22 protein-coding genes and 2 pseudogenes are annotated in these 19134 nt (G+C 70.8%); 12 read left to right on the top strand and 12 right to left on the bottom strand.

Annotated elements, in window-relative coordinates; all coding sequences use genetic code 11:
• Positions 1 to 330: 330 nt before the first annotated feature.
• Positions 331 to 906, bottom strand: a complete 576-nt coding sequence (locus ACQEVM_RS35450) for a dihydrofolate reductase family protein (protein ID WP_433086291.1) — start codon at positions 904 to 906, stop codon at positions 331 to 333.
• A gap of 517 nt (positions 907 to 1423) precedes the next feature.
• Between ACQEVM_RS35450 and ACQEVM_RS35445 the strand changes: the two genes are divergently transcribed.
• Positions 1424 to 2266: an SGNH/GDSL hydrolase family protein gene (locus ACQEVM_RS35445; protein WP_433086289.1), complete on the top strand. Its 843-nt coding sequence runs from the start codon at positions 1424 to 1426 to the stop codon at positions 2264 to 2266.
• A gap of 43 nt (positions 2267 to 2309) precedes the next feature.
• On the opposite strand, the pseudogene ACQEVM_RS35440 reads toward ACQEVM_RS35445, so the two are convergent.
• The 3 genes and pseudogenes from ACQEVM_RS35440 to ACQEVM_RS35430 form a co-directional block, all read right to left on the bottom strand.
• A pseudogene (locus ACQEVM_RS35440) lies at positions 2310 to 2788 on the bottom strand (IS5 family transposase); the annotation flags it as partial.
• Positions 2789 to 2819: 31 nt separating this feature from the next.
• Positions 2820 to 3131 carry a hypothetical protein gene (locus tag ACQEVM_RS35435; protein ID WP_433086287.1) on the bottom strand — a complete coding sequence of 104 codons (312 nt, stop codon included), beginning with the start codon at positions 3129 to 3131 and terminating at the stop codon, positions 2820 to 2822.
• Between the two features lie 120 nt (positions 3132 to 3251).
• A complete protein-coding gene (locus ACQEVM_RS35430) occupies positions 3252 to 3830 on the bottom strand; it encodes a DUF2231 domain-containing protein (protein WP_433086285.1) in 579 nt (192 codons plus the stop codon).
• 373 nt (positions 3831 to 4203) lie between these two features.
• Here ACQEVM_RS35430 and ACQEVM_RS35425 point away from each other — a divergent pair, with 373 nt between their 5' ends.
• The 3 genes from ACQEVM_RS35425 to ACQEVM_RS35415 all read left to right on the top strand — a co-directional run bounded on the left by ACQEVM_RS35425 (position 4204) and on the right by ACQEVM_RS35415 (position 5548).
• On the top strand, positions 4204 to 4392 hold the full coding sequence (locus ACQEVM_RS35425; RefSeq protein WP_351756419.1) for a hypothetical protein: 189 nt from the start codon (positions 4204 to 4206) through the stop codon (positions 4390 to 4392).
• 256 nt (positions 4393 to 4648) lie between these two features.
• A complete protein-coding gene (locus tag ACQEVM_RS35420) occupies positions 4649 to 4996 on the top strand; it encodes an STAS domain-containing protein (protein WP_433086283.1) in 348 nt (115 codons plus the stop codon).
• A 78-nt stretch (positions 4997 to 5074) separates the two neighbouring features.
• A complete protein-coding gene (locus tag ACQEVM_RS35415) occupies positions 5075 to 5548 on the top strand; it encodes an ATP-binding protein (protein ID WP_433086281.1) in 474 nt (157 codons plus the stop codon).
• Between the two features lie 193 nt (positions 5549 to 5741).
• On the opposite strand, the gene ACQEVM_RS35410 is transcribed toward ACQEVM_RS35415, so the two are convergent.
• Positions 5742 to 5903 (bottom strand): hypothetical protein, encoded by a 162-nt coding sequence (locus ACQEVM_RS35410; protein ID WP_053676175.1) that lies wholly within the window; start codon positions 5901 to 5903, stop codon positions 5742 to 5744.
• A gap of 207 nt (positions 5904 to 6110) precedes the next feature.
• On the opposite strand from ACQEVM_RS35410, the gene ACQEVM_RS35405 reads away from it, so the two are divergent.
• A complete protein-coding gene (locus ACQEVM_RS35405) occupies positions 6111 to 6284 on the top strand; it encodes a CsbD family protein (RefSeq protein ID WP_433086279.1) in 174 nt (57 codons plus the stop codon).
• 379 nt (positions 6285 to 6663) lie between these two features.
• Here the strand turns inward: ACQEVM_RS35405 and ACQEVM_RS35400 are convergent, their stop codons facing one another.
• The 3 genes from ACQEVM_RS35400 to ACQEVM_RS35390 all read right to left on the bottom strand — a co-directional run bounded on the left by ACQEVM_RS35400 (position 6664) and on the right by ACQEVM_RS35390 (position 8166).
• Positions 6664 to 6825 carry a hypothetical protein gene (locus ACQEVM_RS35400; protein ID WP_053676175.1) on the bottom strand — a complete coding sequence of 54 codons (162 nt, stop codon included), beginning with the start codon at positions 6823 to 6825 and terminating at the stop codon, positions 6664 to 6666.
• Between the two features lie 135 nt (positions 6826 to 6960).
• Positions 6961 to 7338: a hypothetical protein gene (locus ACQEVM_RS35395; RefSeq protein ID WP_433086277.1), complete on the bottom strand. Its 378-nt coding sequence runs from the start codon at positions 7336 to 7338 to the stop codon at positions 6961 to 6963.
• 90 nt (positions 7339 to 7428) lie between these two features.
• Entirely contained in the window at positions 7429 to 8166 is a 738-nt protein-coding gene (locus ACQEVM_RS35390) for an SDR family oxidoreductase (protein WP_433086275.1), read from the bottom strand.
• Positions 8167 to 8331: 165 nt separating this feature from the next.
• On the opposite strand from ACQEVM_RS35390, the gene ACQEVM_RS35385 reads away from it, so the two are divergent.
• From ACQEVM_RS35385 to ACQEVM_RS35375, 3 genes are all read left to right on the top strand, one after another.
• Positions 8332 to 9171 carry a LysR family transcriptional regulator gene (locus tag ACQEVM_RS35385; RefSeq protein ID WP_433086273.1) on the top strand — a complete coding sequence of 280 codons (840 nt, stop codon included), beginning with the start codon at positions 8332 to 8334 and terminating at the stop codon, positions 9169 to 9171.
• Between the two features lie 282 nt (positions 9172 to 9453).
• A complete protein-coding gene (locus ACQEVM_RS35380) occupies positions 9454 to 10170 on the top strand; it encodes a hypothetical protein (RefSeq protein WP_433086271.1) in 717 nt (238 codons plus the stop codon).
• A gap of 214 nt (positions 10171 to 10384) precedes the next feature.
• Entirely contained in the window at positions 10385 to 11125 is a 741-nt protein-coding gene (locus ACQEVM_RS35375; protein WP_433086269.1) for a class I SAM-dependent methyltransferase, read from the top strand.
• A 176-nt stretch (positions 11126 to 11301) separates the two neighbouring features.
• On the opposite strand, the gene ACQEVM_RS35370 is transcribed toward ACQEVM_RS35375, so the two are convergent.
• Positions 11302 to 12033, bottom strand: a complete 732-nt coding sequence (locus ACQEVM_RS35370; RefSeq protein ID WP_433086267.1) for a hypothetical protein — start codon at positions 12031 to 12033, stop codon at positions 11302 to 11304.
• Positions 12034 to 12532: 499 nt separating this feature from the next.
• Here ACQEVM_RS35370 and ACQEVM_RS35365 point away from each other — a divergent pair, with 499 nt between their 5' ends.
• On the top strand, positions 12533 to 12961 hold the full coding sequence (locus tag ACQEVM_RS35365) for a hypothetical protein (RefSeq protein WP_433086265.1): 429 nt from the start codon (positions 12533 to 12535) through the stop codon (positions 12959 to 12961).
• A 313-nt stretch (positions 12962 to 13274) separates the two neighbouring features.
• Here ACQEVM_RS35365 and ACQEVM_RS35360 read toward each other — a convergent pair whose 3' ends face one another.
• The 3 genes from ACQEVM_RS35360 to ACQEVM_RS35350 form a co-directional block, all read right to left on the bottom strand.
• Positions 13275 to 14555: a DUF2254 family protein gene (locus ACQEVM_RS35360; RefSeq protein ID WP_433086263.1), complete on the bottom strand. Its 1281-nt coding sequence runs from the start codon at positions 14553 to 14555 to the stop codon at positions 13275 to 13277.
• A gap of 290 nt (positions 14556 to 14845) precedes the next feature.
• Positions 14846 to 15802, bottom strand: coding sequence for a class I SAM-dependent methyltransferase (locus ACQEVM_RS35355; RefSeq protein ID WP_433086261.1), 957 nt, complete (start codon positions 15800 to 15802; stop codon positions 14846 to 14848).
• Between the two features lie 140 nt (positions 15803 to 15942).
• On the bottom strand, positions 15943 to 16539 hold the full coding sequence (locus ACQEVM_RS35350; RefSeq protein ID WP_433086259.1) for a helix-turn-helix domain-containing protein: 597 nt from the start codon (positions 16537 to 16539) through the stop codon (positions 15943 to 15945).
• 314 nt (positions 16540 to 16853) lie between these two features.
• Between ACQEVM_RS35350 and ACQEVM_RS35345 the strand changes: the two genes are divergently transcribed.
• From ACQEVM_RS35345 to ACQEVM_RS35335, 3 genes and pseudogenes are all read left to right on the top strand, one after another.
• Positions 16854 to 18116 (top strand): hypothetical protein, encoded by a 1263-nt coding sequence (locus ACQEVM_RS35345; RefSeq protein ID WP_433086257.1) that lies wholly within the window; start codon positions 16854 to 16856, stop codon positions 18114 to 18116.
• A gap of 48 nt (positions 18117 to 18164) precedes the next feature.
• Positions 18165 to 18410, top strand: a pseudogene (locus ACQEVM_RS35340) (CATRA conflict system CASPASE/TPR repeat-associated protein); the annotation flags it as partial.
• 30 nt (positions 18411 to 18440) lie between these two features.
• Positions 18441 to 19094: a TIR domain-containing protein gene (locus ACQEVM_RS35335; protein ID WP_433086960.1), complete on the top strand. Its 654-nt coding sequence runs from the start codon at positions 18441 to 18443 to the stop codon at positions 19092 to 19094.
• Positions 19095 to 19134 lie beyond the last annotated feature (40 nt).

Below are 19134 nucleotides of genomic sequence, written 5' to 3'. Positions count from 1 at the left end.
GTCCGTGCTCGACGGCCGGCACACAGGGGCGGTCCAGCAGCGTGGGCCTCCCACCGGACGCGTTGGACTGCAACTCACTTATGTGGCGGCGCGAGTTGTGCGGACTCATGGCCGCTCCTTCCGAGTACTTGTCGCGATGCGATCGAGGTCGACGAGCCGTACGGGCTGTATGAGCTGTATGAGGCTACGAGCCGTACGAGGCTACGAGCTGCGTGGGGCCAGGGGATCCGCAGACTCGCTCGGGCAGAACAGGTGCTCCGCCACGGCTCCACCGGAACGCACACCCGCCGCTCCCGTCGCATGAGCACGACGATCGGTCATCCGCACCTTCTACAGCGAGGGCTGACGCGCCACGCGGTAGCGGAGGTAGACGACCTTCGACCTGAAGGTGCGGGTCTCGACGAGTTCGAGATCCACCCGGCGCTCATGCCGGGGAAAGAACGGAATGCCACCGCCGACCAGCACCGGGTGAACCCTGGCGCGGTACTCGTCGATGAGACCCGACGCGGCCGCCTCGGCCGCGAGACGCGCGCCGCCGATCGCGATGTTCCCCTCCCCCGGCTCGGCCCGCAACCGCTCGATCTCCTCCGCCAGGCCGCCGGAGACCAGGCGGGCATTGCCCTGCACCGTCGACAGCCTGGTGGAGAACACCACCTTGGGCAGCGGATTCCAGAGCGCGGCCCACTCGAGCATCGAGTCGTCGAGCGATGGATCCTGCTCGGCGGTCTCCCAGTACAGCATCGTCTCGTACAGCCGTCGCCCCAGTAGGTGGACGCCGACCTCTCGGATCTCGTCGATGGCGAAGCGGAAGACCTCCTCGTCGGGCGCCGTCCAGTCGAAGCCGCCGTCCGGCCCGACGATGTAGCCGTCAAGGGAGACGCCCATCGAGTAGGTCACGCTGCGCATCGGAAGTCCTCCCGGGAGACAGGTTCGACACCACGACCCGCCGGCCGTCACACGCCACGGCCTGCACGTCGCTTCCTGGACCTTCCCGGACGGCCCATCCGGCACACCGACACCTTCCAGAACCCGCCCTGGGTCCTGTCGTCGAAACGGGCCAGGCGAGACTTCGACGACAGGGTCCAGGCCGTTTCGTTCGGATCATCTGATCGCTGCTGTTGAGTGACACGCAACGATCTCGCGCATGCCGTGCTGCGCCGGTCGGCGGGGGCGGGCCGTGCCGACCGTGGCAGCGCCCCGCACATTCGAGTGATGTTCCGTCCGTGAGTGATCACTCATAGTTACTCTCTGTGTACGGTCATAGCGCTATCAACACCGCATGTCTGGAGGATTCGTGACACGTACGCGCAGTCGCCTGGTACTTCTGGGTTCAGCGGTTGCTCTCGCATCGGGCGCCCTGACTCCCGTTCAGCTTGCAGGCGCGGCCCCTGTCGTCGCTGCGGCGGGCTACGAGTGGGTCGCCTTGGGCGACTCCTACACCGCCGGGGTCATCCCGGCCGCCGGCGACATCTTCGAATCCCCCCGCGACGGCTGCGAGCGCACCGACCGGTCCTACCCGCAGGTCATCGACCGGGACTTCGGCTCGCTGATCGATCTGACCAACGTCAGCTGCGGCGCGGCCACGATCGAGAACGTCACCTCCACGGCCCAAGAGCCGATCGGCCGCAACGCGCCGGGCAACCCCGACCCTGACTACCCGTTCCCGCCGGTCCCGGCCCAGTCCGAGGCGGTCACCTCCAACACCGATGTGATCACCGTCGGCGTGGGCGGCAACACCCTCGGCTTCGGCGACATCCTCGTCAAGTGCCTGGAACTGGGCCATAGCAGCGAGGGCGCGGGCACACCGTGCAAGGACGACTTGGCCGCGAGGATCCCCGGCCGGCTGGCCACGGTGAGCACGCAGTACAACCAGATGCTCGAAACGCTCCACGAGAAGGCGCCGACCGCCAAGATCCTGGCTGTCGGCTACCCCACGGTCGTCCCCGACGACACCTCCAAGTGCCAGTACAACAACCCGCAGCAGTTCGGCTCAATCACCCTGGGCGACCTGGACTGGCTGCGCAGCGACGTCCTGGAACCCCTCAACACGGCCATCGAGAAGTCCGTCGCCACACAGGACTCCGCAACGTTCGTCGACCTCTACGACTCCTCCCGCAACCACAGCGCCTGCGACACCGACAAGTGGATTGAGGGCATCCTCGACAATGACTACAAGCCGACCCTCGTCCACCCCAACGCCAAGGGTCACCGCAACGCCGCCGACCACGTCACACAGGCGATCCTGAACATCATCAGCCCGGCCTGACCCACACCCCGCAGCCCGGGGCCGCCCCCGGCAACACAACGGAGGCGGCCCCGGCCTGTCCCGCGGTGAGCACGAAGGCTAGCGGCCGGCACCGGTCGTCAGCGGCGAGATGAACCTTGGTGGTCAGTCCTCCGCGGGACCGGCCGATGGCATGGTCATGCGGCTCGCCGGCCGGGGCCCCTTTTTACGGGCCCCGGCCGCGTGCTGATGAGCGCGCACGATCGTCGAGTCGACCGACACAGCCCAGTGCCGATCCTCATCGGCGTCGGCCTGCGCCATCGGTGCGGTGAAGACTCGTTCCCAGGTGCCGTCGACGGCCCGCATCCGCAGCCGGTTGTAGACCCCCCGCCAGTTGCCGTACTTCCCAGGCAAGTGGACCCGCTGCGATCCGGTCTGGAACTTCCAGACGATCGCGTCGATCATCTCCCGGTGGTCCCTCCACCGCCCGCCCCGCCTTGGTGTCCGATCCGGCAACAACGGCTCGATCCGCGCCCACTGTGCGTCGCTTAACGGCACACTCATACCAACGATCAGATGATCCGAACGAATCGGCCTAGGCGTCCAACGCGGCCAAGCCGTCCTGCCAGCGCGTGCGCCGCTCCTCGGGGCTCTGCTCCCACCACGGGGTGCCGCGCTCCCCCAGAGCCACCTTCGCCAACTGCACCCTGTCCAGGGCCGCACGCTCGGCCCGGGCGTCGTGGGCGCGAAGCGCGACGCCGACGGCTCGCCGGGCAGCCATCAGGTGGACGCGCAGGCGGGCGCTGACGTCATCGGGTACGGCCGGGTCGGTGGCGCGCCAGCGACGTCCACCGATGACGACGTGATGACCGTCCGGGGTGGTGTCCGGAGGGGGTTTCCGAGTCACGGGAACCGGTTGCCCACACCGGGCACGCGGCAACCCACCCTGAGCCGAACGCCCACCGGCCGGCTCTGCGGCATCGTCCGTGCCTGCCGACTGCGTCCCCAACGTCACCTGGCAATACACCTAGCCCGCCGGGTACGCTCCGACCGCCTGGCGGTAGGCCACGTGGCCGCCGAGCGCGCCGGTGACGGCGACGGCCGTCAGCCCTGCGACCGACCACAGTCGGCCCTTCGCCCGCCGGCCACTCAGCCGGTTCGTGAGGGCGATGGCGTAGCAGGTGACCGCGACGGCGTTGGAGGCCGCGTGGGCGAGTCCCACCCTGGCCTGCTCGGGTGGGAGGTCGGCCCAGTCGACCCAGCCCGCCACGGCCGCCGGGGCCACGCCGGCCAAGCCCACCGCCGTGAGGACGGTTCCCCCGCACTGAGCCCCCGGTACGAAGTCCAGGACGGCGGCCGACAGCCAGCAGCCGATGGGCACCTGCACCAGAACGGGATGGACCGGGTGGCCCAGCGCGCGACCGCGCAGAAGGTCACGTGCCCCGCCCAGGGGCAGCGAGCGGATCGCCTTCTGTAGGGCCCGCACGGCCGGGTCCGCCTGTGTCGAGTGCTCGATGCGGTCCAATGCCGTCAGCCACCACGTCGACGCCGTCCCCAGGACGGAGCGGCCGGGAGGGACGGGAAGGTCGGAGGTGTGTGTGTCCATACGCAGCACCTACCCGCCCTCGTGCGACACCCCGACGGCGGGCGGGCGGGTGCGCCCACAAGGCCCTGCGACGTCAGCCTCCCGGGTGGGTTCTGCCTGTGTCGTGACCGCCGTGACGGCCGTGACCGCCGTGACGGCCGTGACCGACGTGCACCCGTGGCGCCGTGACCGCCGCTCCGCATCAGCCGTGGTCGGCGTTAACGCCGTTAACGCCGTTGGACGCCGTTGGCGCCGTGCCTGCCGCGACCATCCGGAGACCGTCGGTCGGCATGGGGGCTCGCCGGGAGGGAAGACGCAGCCGTAGCGGAACCCGTACCCCCGTTTGCGCCGCCAGAGCGTTCGGCGGGCGGGACGGGCGCTCCAGGAGGAGAACATGGCGCTCGAAAAGAACGACCGGGTGGGCTACCGCGACGGCCGAGAGGGCCGACACCACGGCCGTGTCGAGGAGGTCCGCGATCCGGGACCGCATGCGGTGTACCGGATTCGCAACGAGCTCACCAACGAGATCCAGGTCATCACGCAGGAGCAGATCGTGCAGGGTGCGGGCGAGGCGGACGCGTGACCGGCTGATCCAGACCCGGGAGAGGGCGTGCCGCGGAACGCACTCCGGCCCTCGCCCGCGCTCGGATCGGCTCGGGCCCCCTCCGGATCGACATCCCTCCGGATCGACACCCCTCCGGATCGGGCAGCGCGTCGGAGGGCCGCCCGCGTGGCGCTCCGATGTCCGCGCGGGGCATCACGGGGCGCTCTCCGAACGTGATCGGTGCCCATGGGGACCCGGGCCGGTCCGGCCGTTCGCCATGTAGGACCATGGCCTGGTGAACGGAGACGAAGCGGTGGTCACCACGACCACGCACGAAGGTACGACGGTCGTCCGCCTGCGCGGCGATCTCGACGGGGAGAGCGCGCCGGATCTGGCTCGGGCTCTCGTCGAGGCAGCGGCGCGCGGCGTTTCCCGCACGGTGGTCGACCTGTCCCAAGCGGAATTCGCGGACTCCTCCGTCCTCCACGCGCTGTTCGACGCACGGAGGGCCCACATGGCGGCGGGAGTGGTCCTCGTTCTCGCGGGCCCGCTACAGGTGACGATCCGCCGACTTTTCGAAGTGACCGGATCCGGAGCTGCGTTCCGTATGACGGACTCCCTGGAGACCGCGATGACATGCTGAGCCGACGTGGTGCGCAGCCCCTGTACGAACCGGCGTGTCACCTCATGACACGCCCGACGATGGGCAGGCGATGACGCAGTGAACGCGCCCACGGAAGCCGATGACAGCCGCGGCTCCGGGCACCGGGAGGACCGCGGTCACCTGACCGTCGCGACACCGGCCCCCCACTCGCCGACACCACCGACGGCCGACCCCACTCGCGTACCGGCCACGGCCGCCGCCGCCCGTGCCAGGGTCTGCGACCTTCTGCGCCGTGCGGGCATCAGCCTGGACAGCGTCACCGCCGCGGACACCCTCCTCGTGACCTCCGAACTCGTCACCAACGCGATCCGCCACGGCGGCGGTCTCACCGCGTTCCACACCGAAATCGCCGACGACACCCTCCTCCTGTCCGTCGCCGACGCCAACCCCCACACCCCGCAGCCCCGCACGGGCACCCCCGACCGCCCCGGCGGCTACGGATGGCCGCTCGTCAAACGCCTCACCCAGCGAGTCGACATTCGCACCCATCTCAACGGCAAGACCATCAACGCCGAACTACGCCTCGCCTGAACCGGATTCCTGCGACAGGTGGTTCACCTGGTGACGCCGGCGGCATGATGCGACGCCGGCAGCAACGGCGCGGCGCGACCCCCGGCCAGAGCCGTGCCCGGTCCGGGCATGACGGCGGGGCCCGCCCCCGGTGAAGGGGTGGGCCCCGCAGGTCTTGCGTCAGTACGCCGAGGTCAGTACGTCGGAACCGCAGCTACCAGCGGTACCAGCGACCGCTGCCCCCCTTGGGACGGGCAACGAAACCGACGAGCCACAGCACCAGCACCGCAATCGCGACCCACCAAAGGATCTTCACCGCGAAACCGGCACCGAAAAGAATCAAAGCGAGCAGAAGAACAAGAAGCAGGGGAACCATGATTATCAACCTCCGAAGCGTCTACTGCCCTGGCAATCCCCGCGCATGCATTCTTATTTAGGCGTTTCTTATCCGCCCAGGCGGGCACCCGTACACCCCTTCCATCGCCGCCGGATTCCCCTGCGACCACCCTTCGGCACGTTTGTCTCGCCAGAAGTGGGCAGACGTTCCTGCGTAAGCGTTCTCTACCGCTTGGAAGTGATGACCATGTCCGGTGAAGAGAAGACCCAGGCCAAGACCGAACAGGCCAAGGGCAAGGTCAAGGAAGCCGCCGGCCGTCTCGTCGGCAACGAACGCCTCACCGCTGAAGGTCGCGCCGAACAGGCCGAGGGTGATGCGCGCCAGGCCAAGGAAAAGGTCAAGGACGTCCTCAAGGACTGACCTCAGGGCGAACGTGCGGGAGGGGCGGCCCCCGAAAAGGGCCGCCCCTCCCGCACGTTCGCCCGTGGTGCGTCGAGTGGGACGAAGTCCGCGACGTCCGTGTCGAAGTCAGCCGGGACCACGGAACGCAGTAGATGCAGTAGATGCCAGAGGATGCAGGTGTGCGCAGGTCCGGGCCGAGCCGGGACGGCTGCTGCTTCCCTGGAGGCGGGTTCCTTGCTGCATCGCAACAACCGCCCCGGCATGGGTTCTCATGCCCTTGATATCCGACTTCATCCGACATGGGGAAACCAATTTCCCGGGGCACTCCCCGGCATGGCGGTGGCCCGTCCCGATATCGGGACGGGCCACCGCCACACCGCTGTGAGGTACCAGCCAACTACCAGCGGTACCAGCGACCGCTGCCCCCCTTGGGACGGGCAACGAAACCGACCAGCCACAGCACCAGCACCGCAATCGCGACCCACCAAAGGATCTTCACCGCGAAACCGGCACCGAAAAGAATCAAAGCGAGCAGAAGAACAAGAAGCAGGGGAACCATGATTATCAACCTCCGAAGCGCCTACTGCCCGTGATTCCAGGTCTCACACCCCTTCCCTTCTCGTGTTCACTCCTGTCGTGGATGCCCGCTCAGCGACCGGGGCGGGCACATGAGGGACGGCGCGTTCGGCGCGGGTCACGGACGGGTTTCCTCAGCCACGTCCACGTCGACGCCCACGTCCCACTCCTGCGGCGGGATCCGCGTGGACTGGTTGGTGACCTCACCGACCTCCCATGACCCGGACCCCTGGTGGAAGCTCATCTCCCCGGGGGCCAGGACTGTTTCTCCGCCGGCACACACCACGTGCTCGCTCCTGCGCGGCGCCAGACGCAGCACACCCGTGGCATCGACGACGAACGTGAAGGGCTCGGCCAGTTCCTCGGTCGTCCGAGCCGATGCCCAGCCGTGGAAGTCCGCCGCCGAGCAAACGGGGCGCCCTTCGCCCCCCGGTCGAACCAACGCCCGCAGATCATCCGGGCCCACGGAGGCGTAGTTCCGTCCCCGCACATCCATGTCGGTGAATGTAGTGCCGCACTGGCCGAGGCGGGCGGGGTCGGATGCTGCGGACCGCGTATCGGTATGCAGTCGGCCGTCAGGTCCGCATCACCACGGCACGACTCCGTTGTCGTCGAACAGCAGCCCGGTGGGGCCGTCATCGGGCAGGGTCGCCAACCGGATGGCGATCATCGCGCCCTGCTCGGGGGTCCGGGTGCCGCTGAACCCGTTGAGGTCGGTGGCAACGTAGCCGGGGCAGGCGTTGTTGATGAGGATGTCGGTGTCACTCAGCTCCTTGGCGTACTGGACGGTGACGGCGTTGAGGTACGTCTTCGTGGGCGCGTACGCCCCGCTGACCCCGCCGAGGTCGACACCGGGCGTGGTCTGCAGGGCCAGGGAGCCGACATGGCTGGACTGGTTGACGATCCGCGGGTGCGCCGAGCTGCGCAGCAGCGGCAGCATGGCGTTGGTGACGCGGATGACGCCGATGACGTTGGTCTCCACCAGCCGCCGTACGGTCTCCAGGTCGATGGTCGACGGCGCCTCCGGCCAACCGGCCGCAGCGCCGGCGTTGTTGACGAGTACGTCGAGGCGTCCCGCCCGCTCCTCGATCAGTCGCGCCGCGGTGCTCACGCTCTCGTCGTCGGTCACGTCCAAGGGCACGCCGAAGGCGTCGGCACCCGCCGCGCGCAGTCTCGCCACGGCGTCCTTCCCTCGCCGCTCGTCTCGGGCGCCGACACCGACGCTCCAGCCCAATGCGCCCAGCCCGGCCGCTATCTCGTATCCGATGCCCTTGTTCGCGCCGGTGACCAGCGCGATCGTCTTCTTGCTCATGGCAGTGAGCATGGCTGCGCCTCGACCGGGCTCCAACACCCTCGCGATCATCCGGCGATACCCGGGAGGCATCGATCGGCCGCCCGCCCGAGCCCCGCGCCGTCCACCCCGGCTCCCGCCCGGAGTCATCGTGAGCGCATGCAGTTTCCGTTGAACGCATGGAGTTACCGTGAGCGCATGGAGATACGCGAGCTGCGGTACTTCGTCGCCCTCGCCGAGGAACTGCACTTCGGCAGGGCTGCCCAGCGTCTGGACATGGCCCAGCCGCCCCTGTCCCGCGCGCTCGCCCGGCTCGAAGGGCGGCTCGGGGTCACGCTGCTGGAGCGCACCAGCCGCACGGTCACGCTCACCGAGGCCGGGGCCGTGCTGCTCGCCGAGGGGCGGGCGATCCTCGGCGCGGTGGCCGCGGCCGAACGACGTACGCGGCAGGCCGCGCGGACGAGCCCCGTTCTCGTCCTCGCCGTGAAGTCCGGCACCGCCGGCGGGTTGTTGGCCGAGCTGCTCGACGCGTACCGCGCGGAGCCCGGCGCGGCCGGCGTCGACCTGTTGCTCTGTGAGGCGCATCAGCAGCAGGAGTTGCTTCACGGCGGGCGTGCCGACGTGGCGCTGCTGCACTTGCCCTTCGATTCGACGGTAGGGCTCGACACCGAGGTCCTGCACACGGAGGGGCAGGTGGCGATCCTGCCCTCCTCCCACCCCCTTGCCGGTCGATCCCGGGTTCGGGTGGCCGAGGTCTCCGGGTTGCCGGACCTCCCGATGGCCCGCTGGCCCGGACCTGGCGGCAGCTATCCGGAGGGCCCGGGGGCGGAGGTACGGAACCTCACACAGGTGTTCCAGCTGATCGCGCTCGGCCGTACCACCGTGATCGTGCCCGAGTCCGCCGCCACCGACCTGCGCCACGATCTCGCCGCCGTGCCGGTCCTGGATGCCCCACCCGTGACCACGCTGATCGCCTGGCCGCCGCAGAGTCGACTCCGCGCGGTCGCCGACCTGGTCCGCGTCGCCACGCGGCTGTAACCGGCCTCGGCGCGTCGGTGGAGAGCGCGGCGCGGCCACTCGCCCCAGTATCACCTCGGCGGAGCACCGGCGCATCGTGTCCTGCGCCCCCAGGTCGCCCACCTGTCGATTCCACCCGCGGGGGCGACGCAGCGCCGGGTCGGGTGCAGGGGCCCGACCGCGCTCGGGCTGCCCGGTGGCCGTACCGGTCGATATCCTGGGACCTGCCTCGGGGCTCCCCTCATGAAGGGCGGCACGATGAATCGGCAGACGAACCGGCAGACGAACCGGCCTCGGCTTCTCATGCTTCTCGCGACCCCGCTCCTCGCCTCCTCGGTCGCCCTCGCTCCCGCCCTCACCCCCGCCTTCGCTTCCCAGGGCCGCACCGCGGAGCCGGGAGCCGCGCCCTCGACGCCCTCCTGTGCGCTGATGCCCGGCGCGGGCGGCAAGGGAGGCGGGGACGCACGCTACACACTGCGTCTCGGCGGGTTTCCCGCGAAGCAGTCGGTGCGCGTGGACGGGCCGAAGACGACCTTCCGGGCAACGGTGAACGGCAAGGGTGGTCTGGATCGGCCGGGCCTGCGCCACGGGACGTACAGCGTCAGCTACCAGGCCGGTGGATCCCAACAGGTCAAACGCGTCACCTGCACCACACCCCCGCAGAAGCCGGGCGGCGGCAAGCAGGACGTGAAGGTCACCAAGGTCGAGGTGCTCGTCCTGACACCGGCGGGGTCCGTCATCGACTGCGCCAAGGGGACCACTGCCGAGTTCGACGGGAAGATCACGGCCACCGGACCGGGGAAGGTCCGCTACTACTGGACGTTCGCCTCCAGCTCGACCCCGGTCTCGCCGGGTTCCGTCGACTTCACCCCCGGCACCACGAGCCACGCCCTGCTGCACGTGGTGCAGGTGCCGGGCCAGGCGAACGCCTCGACGGTGAGTACCTTCGTCACCCTTCACCTCCCGGACCAGAAGATGAGCGCACGGAGTGGACAAGTGACCTTCACCTGCGAGAAGTAGTGCGCCGGTGGGGGGAGGGGCGGCACCGGCCGGGGTCGCCGGCCGGCGTCCGTCCGTTCGTAAGACCGGGACACCACCCGCATCTTGTGGTTTCTGCCAGTACGGACGCCCTGTCGGGGTGCGCGAGACTTCCCGCCAGAGCCGCCGGGTGGCGCCCGGTAAGGGGTGGGCCCGCGAACGGGCGCATGACGAGGTGTGGGGGGATGACGTCACGGTGAGCACGCAACAGTACGACGAGATCGGCGAGGCGTACGAGGGCTTCAAGGCCCTGCCGTTGGAGCAGTACGCGGTGGTGCCCGGTTTCCTGGCCCTGGTCGGGGACGTGCGCGGCAAGTCGGTCCTCGACCTGGCTTCCGGCACGGGCTTCTACAGCAGGGAGTTCAGGCGGCGTGGCGCCTCGGAGGTGCTCGGGATCGACATCTCCGGTGAAATGGTTTCCGTGGCACAGCAGTTGGAGGAGAGCGACCCGCTGGGTGTGCGCTACGAGGTCGGTGACGTGGCCGAACTGCGGACCTTCGACGCGGGCTTCGACATCATCCTCGCCGTCCAACTGCTCAACTACGCACCGGACATCGCCACCACGGAGCGGATGTGCCGCAACGCGTACCGGAGCCTGAGGCCCGGGGGCGAGTTCTTCGGCCTCAACCAGTCGCCCGACTTCCGCTTCGACGGGCCGCCGCCGGACAGGTACGGCTTCCACAGCGAGCTGACCGGGAAGGAGGTCGAGACCGGCCGGCAGGTGCGAACCACGGCGCTGCTCGACCCGCCGGTCTCCTTCGTCGCCAACCTCCCGCGCCGGGACGTCTACGAGAAGTGTCTGCGGGCGGCCGGATTCAGCGAGGTGACGTGGGTCCCGGTGACGGTGTCGGAGGCCGGGGTGCGCGAGTTCGGTGCGGAGTTCTGGGCGGACTTCCACGCCAATCCGCCGCTGGAGATGCTGCGCTGCCGCGCCTGACCACCGAGAACACGTCCGCCCTGGCCCGGCCCTCGCGACGCGCCCGAACGTGCGCCGAACGTGCGCCGAACGAGCGGCCGGGTCGGGGCGCGCGTTCGCGTGAGGGAACCTCGGCCGGGGCGTCGGTGACGGCGCCGGTCAGGTGGGGCGTCGGTGGCCGCGCCCGGGGGCGCCGTTCAGGCAGGCGCGTTCCAGGCGGTCGTCAGGCCGTCCAACCACGCGGGCGGCAGCTCCGCGGCGTCCCACTCCTCCCGCAGCGCCTGCGGGGCGACGACGAGCCGCTCTAGTACGGCGATGCTGGTGACGGAGTGGACGAGCGAGTAGCGGCCGTGCACCGTGATGGCGCTGCCCGGTCCGAACGCCGCGAACAGTCTCTCCAGCCGGGCCCGGTGGGCCGCGACGAACGCCGTCAGCCGTCCGGCGTACGCGGCCCGCTGGCGGGGGGTCATCGTGGAGAGCACGGCGGCCAGCACCTCGTCGGTCACCTCCGGGTCCAGCTCGGACACCGCGGTGTACGAGAGGTACAGCGGGGTGAGCGCCACTCGCGCCCGCTCCACTTCCATGCGTCCGGGCCGTGGACGTTCCTCCGCCTGGGCCGGCAGCCCGTCGGGCCCCACGACCCGGAGCAGGGTCCGCTCGGCCACGTCGCCGAGTTCCTCCAGGAGGTCCCGGGCCCCGTCGAGCCAGCCCGACTCGTACACCTCGCCCTTGTCGCCCGGCGCGCTGCGGCCGGTGCCGCTCAACTCCTCGTGTGCGAGGGCCAGCGCGCCCGCCTCCAGGAGCCCGATCAGTTCCCGTGCGTCGCCGGAAGGGACCCCCGCCCGCGCGAGGAGCTGCAGCAGCGTCGTCCTCGCGTTGTCGACACTGACCTCGTCCGGCCACTGCCGTCCCTCGTCGGCCGTGCTCATCGGGTCCTCCTCATCGTTCGGGTGGTGCGGTGTGTCCAACGAGATCGTTCCCTTCGACGGTCCAACGTCCGACGCCCGGGTTGTGCTCCCCCGCGGCCCGACCCGGATGGCGGACCCGCGTGATCGGCACGGATCGTCCGCCGTCACGTTCGGGCTTGCCATGGCCGCACGCAGGGCGTCACGGGCGACGCGCTCCCCGCGCCGACCGTCACCCGCCGCCTCGTGTGGCGGTTCGACCGTCCCTCGGCATCTCGGTGTTCACGGCGGTCATCATGCCGCAGACCGGGGACGATCGGGGCGTCACCATCGGAGCCCCGTGCGGATCCCGAGGGCCCCCTCCGCTCCCGCCCCGGGTCGCGCCCCGCCCGGCCGGACCACATGGGGTCCGTGCCGGAGCCGAATGGGCGAGTGTCCGGGTGCGGAAGGTGTTCTCGCGTGTGTATGTGGTGATGGGTTCCGTGTGGATCCGTACCGGCGCCATCTCGCTTGAGGAGTTCCCATGAAGCGTCTTCCCGTGATCGGCGTGCTCTGCGCGACCGCGGTCTTCGGTCTCACCGCCTGCTCCGACGACAGCAGCTCCCCCGCGGAGGAGGCCACCAAGGCCGCGAGTGAGCTGTGCAGCGATCTCACCGGGCTCAAGGCCGACAACGCCAAACTCAAAGCGCTCAACCCGTCGTCCGCGACGAAGGACCAGATCAAGGACGCCGTCCAGGCCGTCCAGGACGGCTGGAACAACGTCAAGGAGAACACGAAGCAGCTCAAGGAAGCCGAGGCCTCTGCCGTCAAGAGCGCCGCCGAGAACCTGAAGAAGTCCTACGAGTCCCTGCCGGGCGACACCACGGGCCAGAACGCGATGACCCAGCTCCAGCCGCAGATCCAGCAGCTGGACGAGGCCACGAGCGCGGCGACCACCCGCCTCAAGTGCTGACGACGGCACCTCGGCGATGACCCCGACGTCCGGGCGGCCGAACCGGGACGGCCCGGCCGGCATCCCTTGCTGACCGGGCGTCGGTCGGGCCGTCCGTTTGCCACGCCGGGGCGAAGGAGTACGACCGTCGTCCGGCCGCGGGTCGCGGTGCTCGCCCGCTCTCGGAGGGGCGGCCGCGCCGACGACGACCGGGCCGTGCGCCGTGTCGAGCCGGACCACCCCGAACCGACCGACACGTTCGGGGTGCACTTCCACGCCCCGGAGGAGTCCCTCGGCCGTGGAGACGAGACGGTTCAGGTGGAGACGAGACCGTTCAGAAGGCTTCGGCGGGGGTCCAGACGAGCGGGTAGGCCTCGCGGCCGGTTCGTTCGACCCACCGGAGCCGGTCGCGCAGCACGGTGCGCCGGCGCTCGGGGACCCGCTCCGAAAGCCCGCACAGCAGGTCGCGCATCCTGCGCAGGGCCATCGGGGATCCGGCGGTGGCGAAGAGCACGTCGTCGACGGCGGTGCGGACGTAGCGGTCCCAGTCGGGAACCGGGACGCTCACCCTCGGCCGGCCGGTGGAGTCGTCGAACCCGCCGATCTCCAGGTCCCGGTCGGCGAGACGGGTCAGCAGGTCTTCGAGCCGGTCCAGGGCCTCCACCGCCGTGGCCGGATCGTTCACCGCCGGGGACAGGGCGCGCAGCGCGATGTCGGCGAGGAGCCGGAACGGCAGTTCGGGGTCCTGGACGAAGCTCCGCTCCACCCCGGCCGTCAGGGCCGCGCGCAGGGCCGCCGCCGTCGGACCGTCCGCCGTGACCTCGGCGAGCACCGTACCGGCCGTCAGGGTCGCGCCCGGGGCCACCCGGAAGGCGATCTCGGAGTCGTGTTCCCGTGCCAGACCGACGAGGGTGCGCATGTCGATCCGCTGGAGCACGGCCGGCGGCCCCGTCCAGCGGACCACGGTGCGGCCCGCGCCGGTGTCCGACGGCTGCGGTACGGGGGCCCGGTCCGGGGGGACGGGGATTGCGTCCGGGTCGTAGGGGCGCGGGTACAGGCCGTCGTACAGGTCGTGCGCGCGGGTGGCGATGGCGGTCAGCGAGTGACCGAGTTGGATGGAGTTGAACGCCCTCATCTGGAGCGACCTCATCAGGCCGAGGGCGATCAGCGTGAGGACCATGGCGACGCAGGGGACGAAGACGGACACGCTGTCATGGCTGCCGATGGCCAGGCCCGAGGTGATGCAGAAGACGAACACGCCGACGGTGAAGGCGAAGGCACGCCAGACGATCGGCTCGTCCCGGAACAGGCCGAGGCGCGGCGTGAACATGGTCGAGGAGAACTGCACGACCAGGAAGAGCATCGAGTAGATGATGCTCACCAGGCTGACGACACCGAACCCGATGGTGAACAGCACGCTGACCACCCGCCCCGCGGCGACCTGGGGCCCCAGCGTGACGAGGGGGGCGAGCAGTCCCAGCAGCAGCCCGACGACGGCGCAGAACAGTTGGGCCAGGTCGCGGCGCAGGGCGTTCGCCGGCCGCCTGTAGGGCGCGCCGCGCGGGCGGCGCGTGCGGGCGCCGGAGCGGGCGGGACCGTCAGCAGAGCCGGGCATCCGGCCTCCTCCAGGGTCGTGTCTCACGGTGGTCGATCGCGGCGCGTGCCGGGCGCCCGGGCGGGCACGGCGCCCGGCCGGTGCCCCGACCGGGACGAGAACACCGGACCATTCCCTCCCGAAAGGCACGAAGGGGCTTCAGCCCGGCACGATCCCACAACGACCCGGCGTCACCAAGGACCTGCCGCGCGAACCGCGGGGGCGAGCGGCGTCACGCGCGGGGCACGGCCCGAGCCGTGACGTCGGAGCGCCGGTGAACGTGCCGGCGGGTGTGGCGCTGCCGAGTTCGCTCAGGTGCGGCGGGCGGCCCAGACCGTGCGCCGGGTACGGACGGCCAGGTCGGTCCGGTGGAGGATGCCGTGCGTACCCGTGGTGTCCAGGAGCCGGTCGAGGGCGGCGATGTCCTCGGGTGACAGGTCGTCGATGACGGCGGCGCGTACGCGCCGCAGGCCGCTCAGGGCGTACTGGCCGACCTCGTTGGAAGGGGAGGCGTCGACTTTCACCGTGATCGTCCGCTCGGCCTCGACGTCGAATCCGGCGGCGGCGAGCAGGGGGCCCCAGTCGGCGCCGCGATGCGGGAGCCGGTTGCCGTGGCGGCGGTCACTCACCGTGTGGAGGCGCTCTTCCAATCCGGGTCGCTCTTCGGGGGCGTCCGCGGGCAGGAACCGGGGGAAGCCCGCCAGTTCGACGACGGCGAAGAGGCCGCCGGGCGCCAGACCGTCGTGGACCTGCCGCAGGGTGCGTCGGGGGTCGGCCATGTGGTGAAGGGACGCGGACGCCCACACCAGGTCGGGCAGGTCCGGGCCGGTACGGGACGGGTCGGGGCTGCCCAGGTCGGGCCAGTGCGTGTCGAGGTCGGCCAGAACGGTGTGCACGCGGCCTTCGACTCCGCCGGCGCGGGCCTTCTCCCGCAGGCGCCGCAGGTGGCCGTCCGAGGCGTCGACCGCCGTCACCCGCGCCCCGGGGAAGCGCTCCAGCAGGGCGAGTGTGCCCGCACCGGTCCCGCATCCCAGGTCCACGATGTGTCGGGGAGGGGCCGTGACCGGTAGCCACGCGGTGATGGACGCGAGGTGCTCGGTGAGGACGTTCGCGTCGAGGTCGAGGATCTCCGCCTGGTCGTGGTCGTGGTCGTGGTCGTGGTCCTGATGGTGCTCGTGGTCGTGGTCGTGACCTTGGCCGGGGCCGGGGCCGGGGTGGGGGTCGGCTGCCTGGTCGGTCCGGCCGTGGGGGTGAGGATGGGACGTCATGCGGCCCAACCTAGCCGGCCCATGCGCATCCGGCATGACTCCTTGCCGGATGCGCAAGACATTGCCCGCGCCGCCGGCCGAACCCGCAACGGCCGACGCCGGTGAGCGGACCGGCCTGCGGACCCCCGATCTCCGGACCCCTACCCCCCGGCCTCCGGGCCTGGGGGGAGGCGTTCGCCGGCGCGCTGATGGCCGCGCCGGGCGTCGCGGTCGAAGATGCCCATGATTTCGCACGGTCCGCCCGCGGTGCCGATCGCGTGCGGAAGCATGGTGGGGAACTCCGCGGCCTGGTTGGTCTCGATCCGGTAGCGCCGGTTGCCCAGGAGCAGGATCGCGGTGCCGGAGAGGACGACGAGCCATTCGCGGCCGGGATGGGCGCGCAGGCGCGCCGGGCTCTCAGGGGGCGGTTCCGTGATGCGCTGGCGGACCACGGTCATGCCCGGGTCTGCCTTGACGGGCCAGCGCATCGATCCGTGGGCTCCGTCGATCACCGGGCTGGAGATCACGTCGTCCGCGGCGGTCTCGACCAGTTGGTCCAGGGTGGTGTCCAGGGCGCGGGCGAGGGTGACCAACTGGTCCAGGGCGAGGCGTCGCTGCCCGTTCTCGATGCGACTGAGCGTCGACTGGCTGATGTGGGCGCGGGCCGCGAGTTCTTCCAGCGACCAGCCCTGTGCCACGCGCAGCGCGCGGACGCGTTTGCGGACCAGGCTGTCCAGCTCTCCGTCGTCTTGCGTCATGGGCAAGAGAGTATGCCCTCATGGCAAGACGACGCGGCCCACCCGTCGCGCGACCGGTGCCCGCGCCGGGCGGCCACGCCCGCGTCCGGGACGTCACGTCACGTCACGTCACGTCACGTCACGACATGTCGCAGTCGTGTAGGGCGGGGAGAGAAAGACACGCGGGGCGCGAGGGGCTGACGGGGCCTGAGAGGTGGCCGGTTGGGTGCCCGTACGCCCCACCCACCCCAATCCCCGGGAACGGGTGGACGCCCTCGCTTCCGGGATTCGAAGATGGGCCCGGTCCGCGCTCGGCGGCCCGCGAAGGGAGTCCCATGACGACGTCTCCGGTGGCCGGCAGGCGGGTTCCGCCCCCGAGCAGTGCACGCGAGGTCCCCGACAAGGTCAAATGGGCCGTCAGGCCGTTGAACGACGGCAAGCACGACTACGCGCTGCCCGCCGAGTGGAAGGGCGGCGCGCTGCACCACAAGATCTCCAAGGAACACCTCAGCTGGATCGCCGAACAACTCACCCCCGCCTGGAACTCGGAGAACCCACAACTCCAGAGCGCCGCGAGGACGTTCTGGTCCCTGTGCTGGGCGGTGGCCGGCGACAGTGTCGGACAGGCCGTGGCGATGGCGGGTCACGGGGGCAGCCCCAACCCGCACCGCCTGTTGTGGAACCTGCCGCTGATGGTGTCGCTCGGCCCGCACAGCCCGGCCAACGATCCCGGCATGAACTTCGACCCCGACACCGAGCCCGTCCCTGACGGAGCCGGCGTCCGCCGGATGGACGACGTGTCGCTGGCGCTGAAGGACCTGGAGAACACCTGGCTGAAGGCAGCCCGCGCCGGCGGCGGGCAGGGCGTGTACGACGCCGCCCTGTGGACGACCCTGCACCGACACCTGCAGAGCGCGCACACCGCCGCGCAGCGGGTCGAACGGGAGGAACGGGTGTTGTACCCGCCCCTGCGCGAGCAGTGGGTGTACGACGCCACGACCAGGCAGAACCTGCGCAAGGGGCTGACCCCGTTCCCGGAGCCCGGGGAGGGTCTGCGCCTCTTCGTCGAGGCGCGGCGGAACGCGCCGTCGATCGCCGCGTACGCCGACTCCGACGCCGACGCCGCGACGGCCGCTGCGGACGCCGCCGTCGGAGAACGTCGGGTCAGCCTCACGCTGACCGCGGCCGAGCGGAACGTGCACCACGTGTGCGTGCGCCACACGCTCACGTTCTTCGATTTCACGGAGACGTCGCGACCCCGGCCCGTCAACACGTTCTGGCCCGACGTGCGCACCTTCGCCGACGCCACGGACCTCGCCGAGGCGCTGCTGCCGGGGATCGCCCGCAGTTGTCTGCGCGAACTGAAGCGCACGCTGGGCACCGTGGCCGAGGCCACCGACTGGCTCGGCGAGGTCCTGGAGATCTCCAGCGAGGACATAGACGGCCGGCTGGTCTTCTACAACGTGCAGATCACCGAGGTCGACGGCGAGGACTCCGCTCCCGTCGTCCAGGCCGTCATCGAGTCGTTCGCGCCGGACGGCGCCGACGGTCCGGGCTTCACCCGCGGGGACCTGGACCTCATCGCCGGGAAGCTGTGACGCCGGGCACGCACGAGGGCGAGCGCGGTCGCGGGGGCGGCCGACGGGTCGGCCGACGCCGTCGACCACGCGGCCGGAGTCCTGGCTCGGCATCGTGCGCAGGCCGGCATGCTCGCGGTCTCGTTGCGCGAGCTGCACCGCACCGCGGACATCGCGTCCGGGAACATGAAGGCGTCCCTGCGCGGCTGCGATCCGGCCGCCCTCGTCGCGGACGGACCGTTCGCCGACGACCGGCAGGTCACGGACTGGTTCCTCGCCCGCGTCGACGACGAGGCCGGCTATCTCGAACTCGCCGCTTCTCGCGCGGAACAGGCCCTCCTCCTCCTGCCGGCGCCCGCGGGTCCGGCGGACCGGCGACCGCGCCCCGTCGTCCGACGGCAGACGCCCGCCCGGGAGACGCCCGCGCAGGACATCACCCGCAACGTCTTCGTCGTCCACGGCCGGGACGAGCAGGCACGCGACGCCGTGTTCGCGTTCCTGCGGGCTCTGGACCTGCGCCCGTTGGAGTGGGAGACGCTGGTCGCCGGTACCGGAAGCGCCTCACCGTACCTGGGCGACGTCATCGGCCACGCCGTGCGCCGGGCCCGGGCCGCCCTGGTCCTGATGACCCCCGACGACGTGGTTTCCCTGCACCCCGGCCTGCGGACGGAACACGAGGTCGGGGCCGCGGGCGGTTTGCAGGCCCGACCCAACGTGCTGCTGGAGCTGGGGATGACGCTGGCCTCGTACCCGGACCGCACGGTCATCGTGAAGGCGGGTGCGCAGCGCGAGGTCACGGACCTGGGCGGCCGGAACTTCGTACAACTCGACGGCGGGCCCGCGTGCCGACGCAAGATCGCGGATCGGCTCCGGTCGGCGGGCTGCCGTGTCGACGACACGGGCCAGGACTGGCTGGCTCCGGACCTGTTCGCCGGGCTGGGGGCCTACACCCGCGGGCTCCCGTTCCCCGAGGTGGCTCCCGGGGGTGGCGCGGGCTGATCGAAGCGACGGCGCCCCGGTCCGGTGCCGCTCCCCCGCG

The sequence above is a fragment of the Streptomyces sp. CA-243310 genome (genome assembly GCF_050936775.1).
Lineage (GTDB): Bacteria > Actinomycetota > Actinomycetes > Streptomycetales > Streptomycetaceae > Streptomyces.
This window is presented reverse-complemented; position numbering and strand designations above follow the sequence as displayed.

Excerpts from the sequence above, each read along its gene's own strand:
- ACQEVM_RS35450 (WP_433086291.1), bottom strand. The coding sequence starts at position 906 with ATGCGCAGCGTGACCTACTCGATGGGCGTCTCCCTTGACGGCTACATC.
- ACQEVM_RS35430 (WP_433086285.1), bottom strand. The coding sequence starts at position 3,830 with ATGGACACACACACCTCCGACCTTCCCGTCCCTCCCGGCCGCTCCGTC.
- ACQEVM_RS35425 (WP_351756419.1), top strand. The coding sequence starts at position 4,204 with ATGGCGCTCGAAAAGAACGACCGGGTGGGCTACCGCGACGGCCGAGAG.
- ACQEVM_RS35410 (WP_053676175.1), bottom strand. The coding sequence starts at position 5,903 with ATGGTTCCCCTGCTTCTTGTTCTTCTGCTCGCTTTGATTCTTTTCGGT.
- ACQEVM_RS35405 (WP_433086279.1), top strand. The coding sequence starts at position 6,111 with ATGTCCGGTGAAGAGAAGACCCAGGCCAAGACCGAACAGGCCAAGGGC.
- ACQEVM_RS35400 (WP_053676175.1), bottom strand. The coding sequence starts at position 6,825 with ATGGTTCCCCTGCTTCTTGTTCTTCTGCTCGCTTTGATTCTTTTCGGT.
- ACQEVM_RS35395 (WP_433086277.1), bottom strand. The coding sequence starts at position 7,338 with ATGGATGTGCGGGGACGGAACTACGCCTCCGTGGGCCCGGATGATCTG.
- ACQEVM_RS35390 (WP_433086275.1), bottom strand. The coding sequence starts at position 8,166 with ATGCTCACTGCCATGAGCAAGAAGACGATCGCGCTGGTCACCGGCGCG.
- ACQEVM_RS35385 (WP_433086273.1), top strand. The coding sequence starts at position 8,332 with ATGGAGATACGCGAGCTGCGGTACTTCGTCGCCCTCGCCGAGGAACTG.
- ACQEVM_RS35380 (WP_433086271.1), top strand. The coding sequence starts at position 9,454 with ATGCTTCTCGCGACCCCGCTCCTCGCCTCCTCGGTCGCCCTCGCTCCC.
- ACQEVM_RS35370 (WP_433086267.1), bottom strand. The coding sequence starts at position 12,033 with ATGAGCACGGCCGACGAGGGACGGCAGTGGCCGGACGAGGTCAGTGTC.
- ACQEVM_RS35365 (WP_433086265.1), top strand. The coding sequence starts at position 12,533 with ATGAAGCGTCTTCCCGTGATCGGCGTGCTCTGCGCGACCGCGGTCTTC.
- ACQEVM_RS35360 (WP_433086263.1), bottom strand. The coding sequence starts at position 14,555 with ATGCCCGGCTCTGCTGACGGTCCCGCCCGCTCCGGCGCCCGCACGCGC.
- ACQEVM_RS35355 (WP_433086261.1), bottom strand. The coding sequence starts at position 15,802 with ATGACGTCCCATCCTCACCCCCACGGCCGGACCGACCAGGCAGCCGAC.
- ACQEVM_RS35350 (WP_433086259.1), bottom strand. The coding sequence starts at position 16,539 with ATGACGCAAGACGACGGAGAGCTGGACAGCCTGGTCCGCAAACGCGTC.
- ACQEVM_RS35345 (WP_433086257.1), top strand. The coding sequence starts at position 16,854 with ATGACGACGTCTCCGGTGGCCGGCAGGCGGGTTCCGCCCCCGAGCAGT.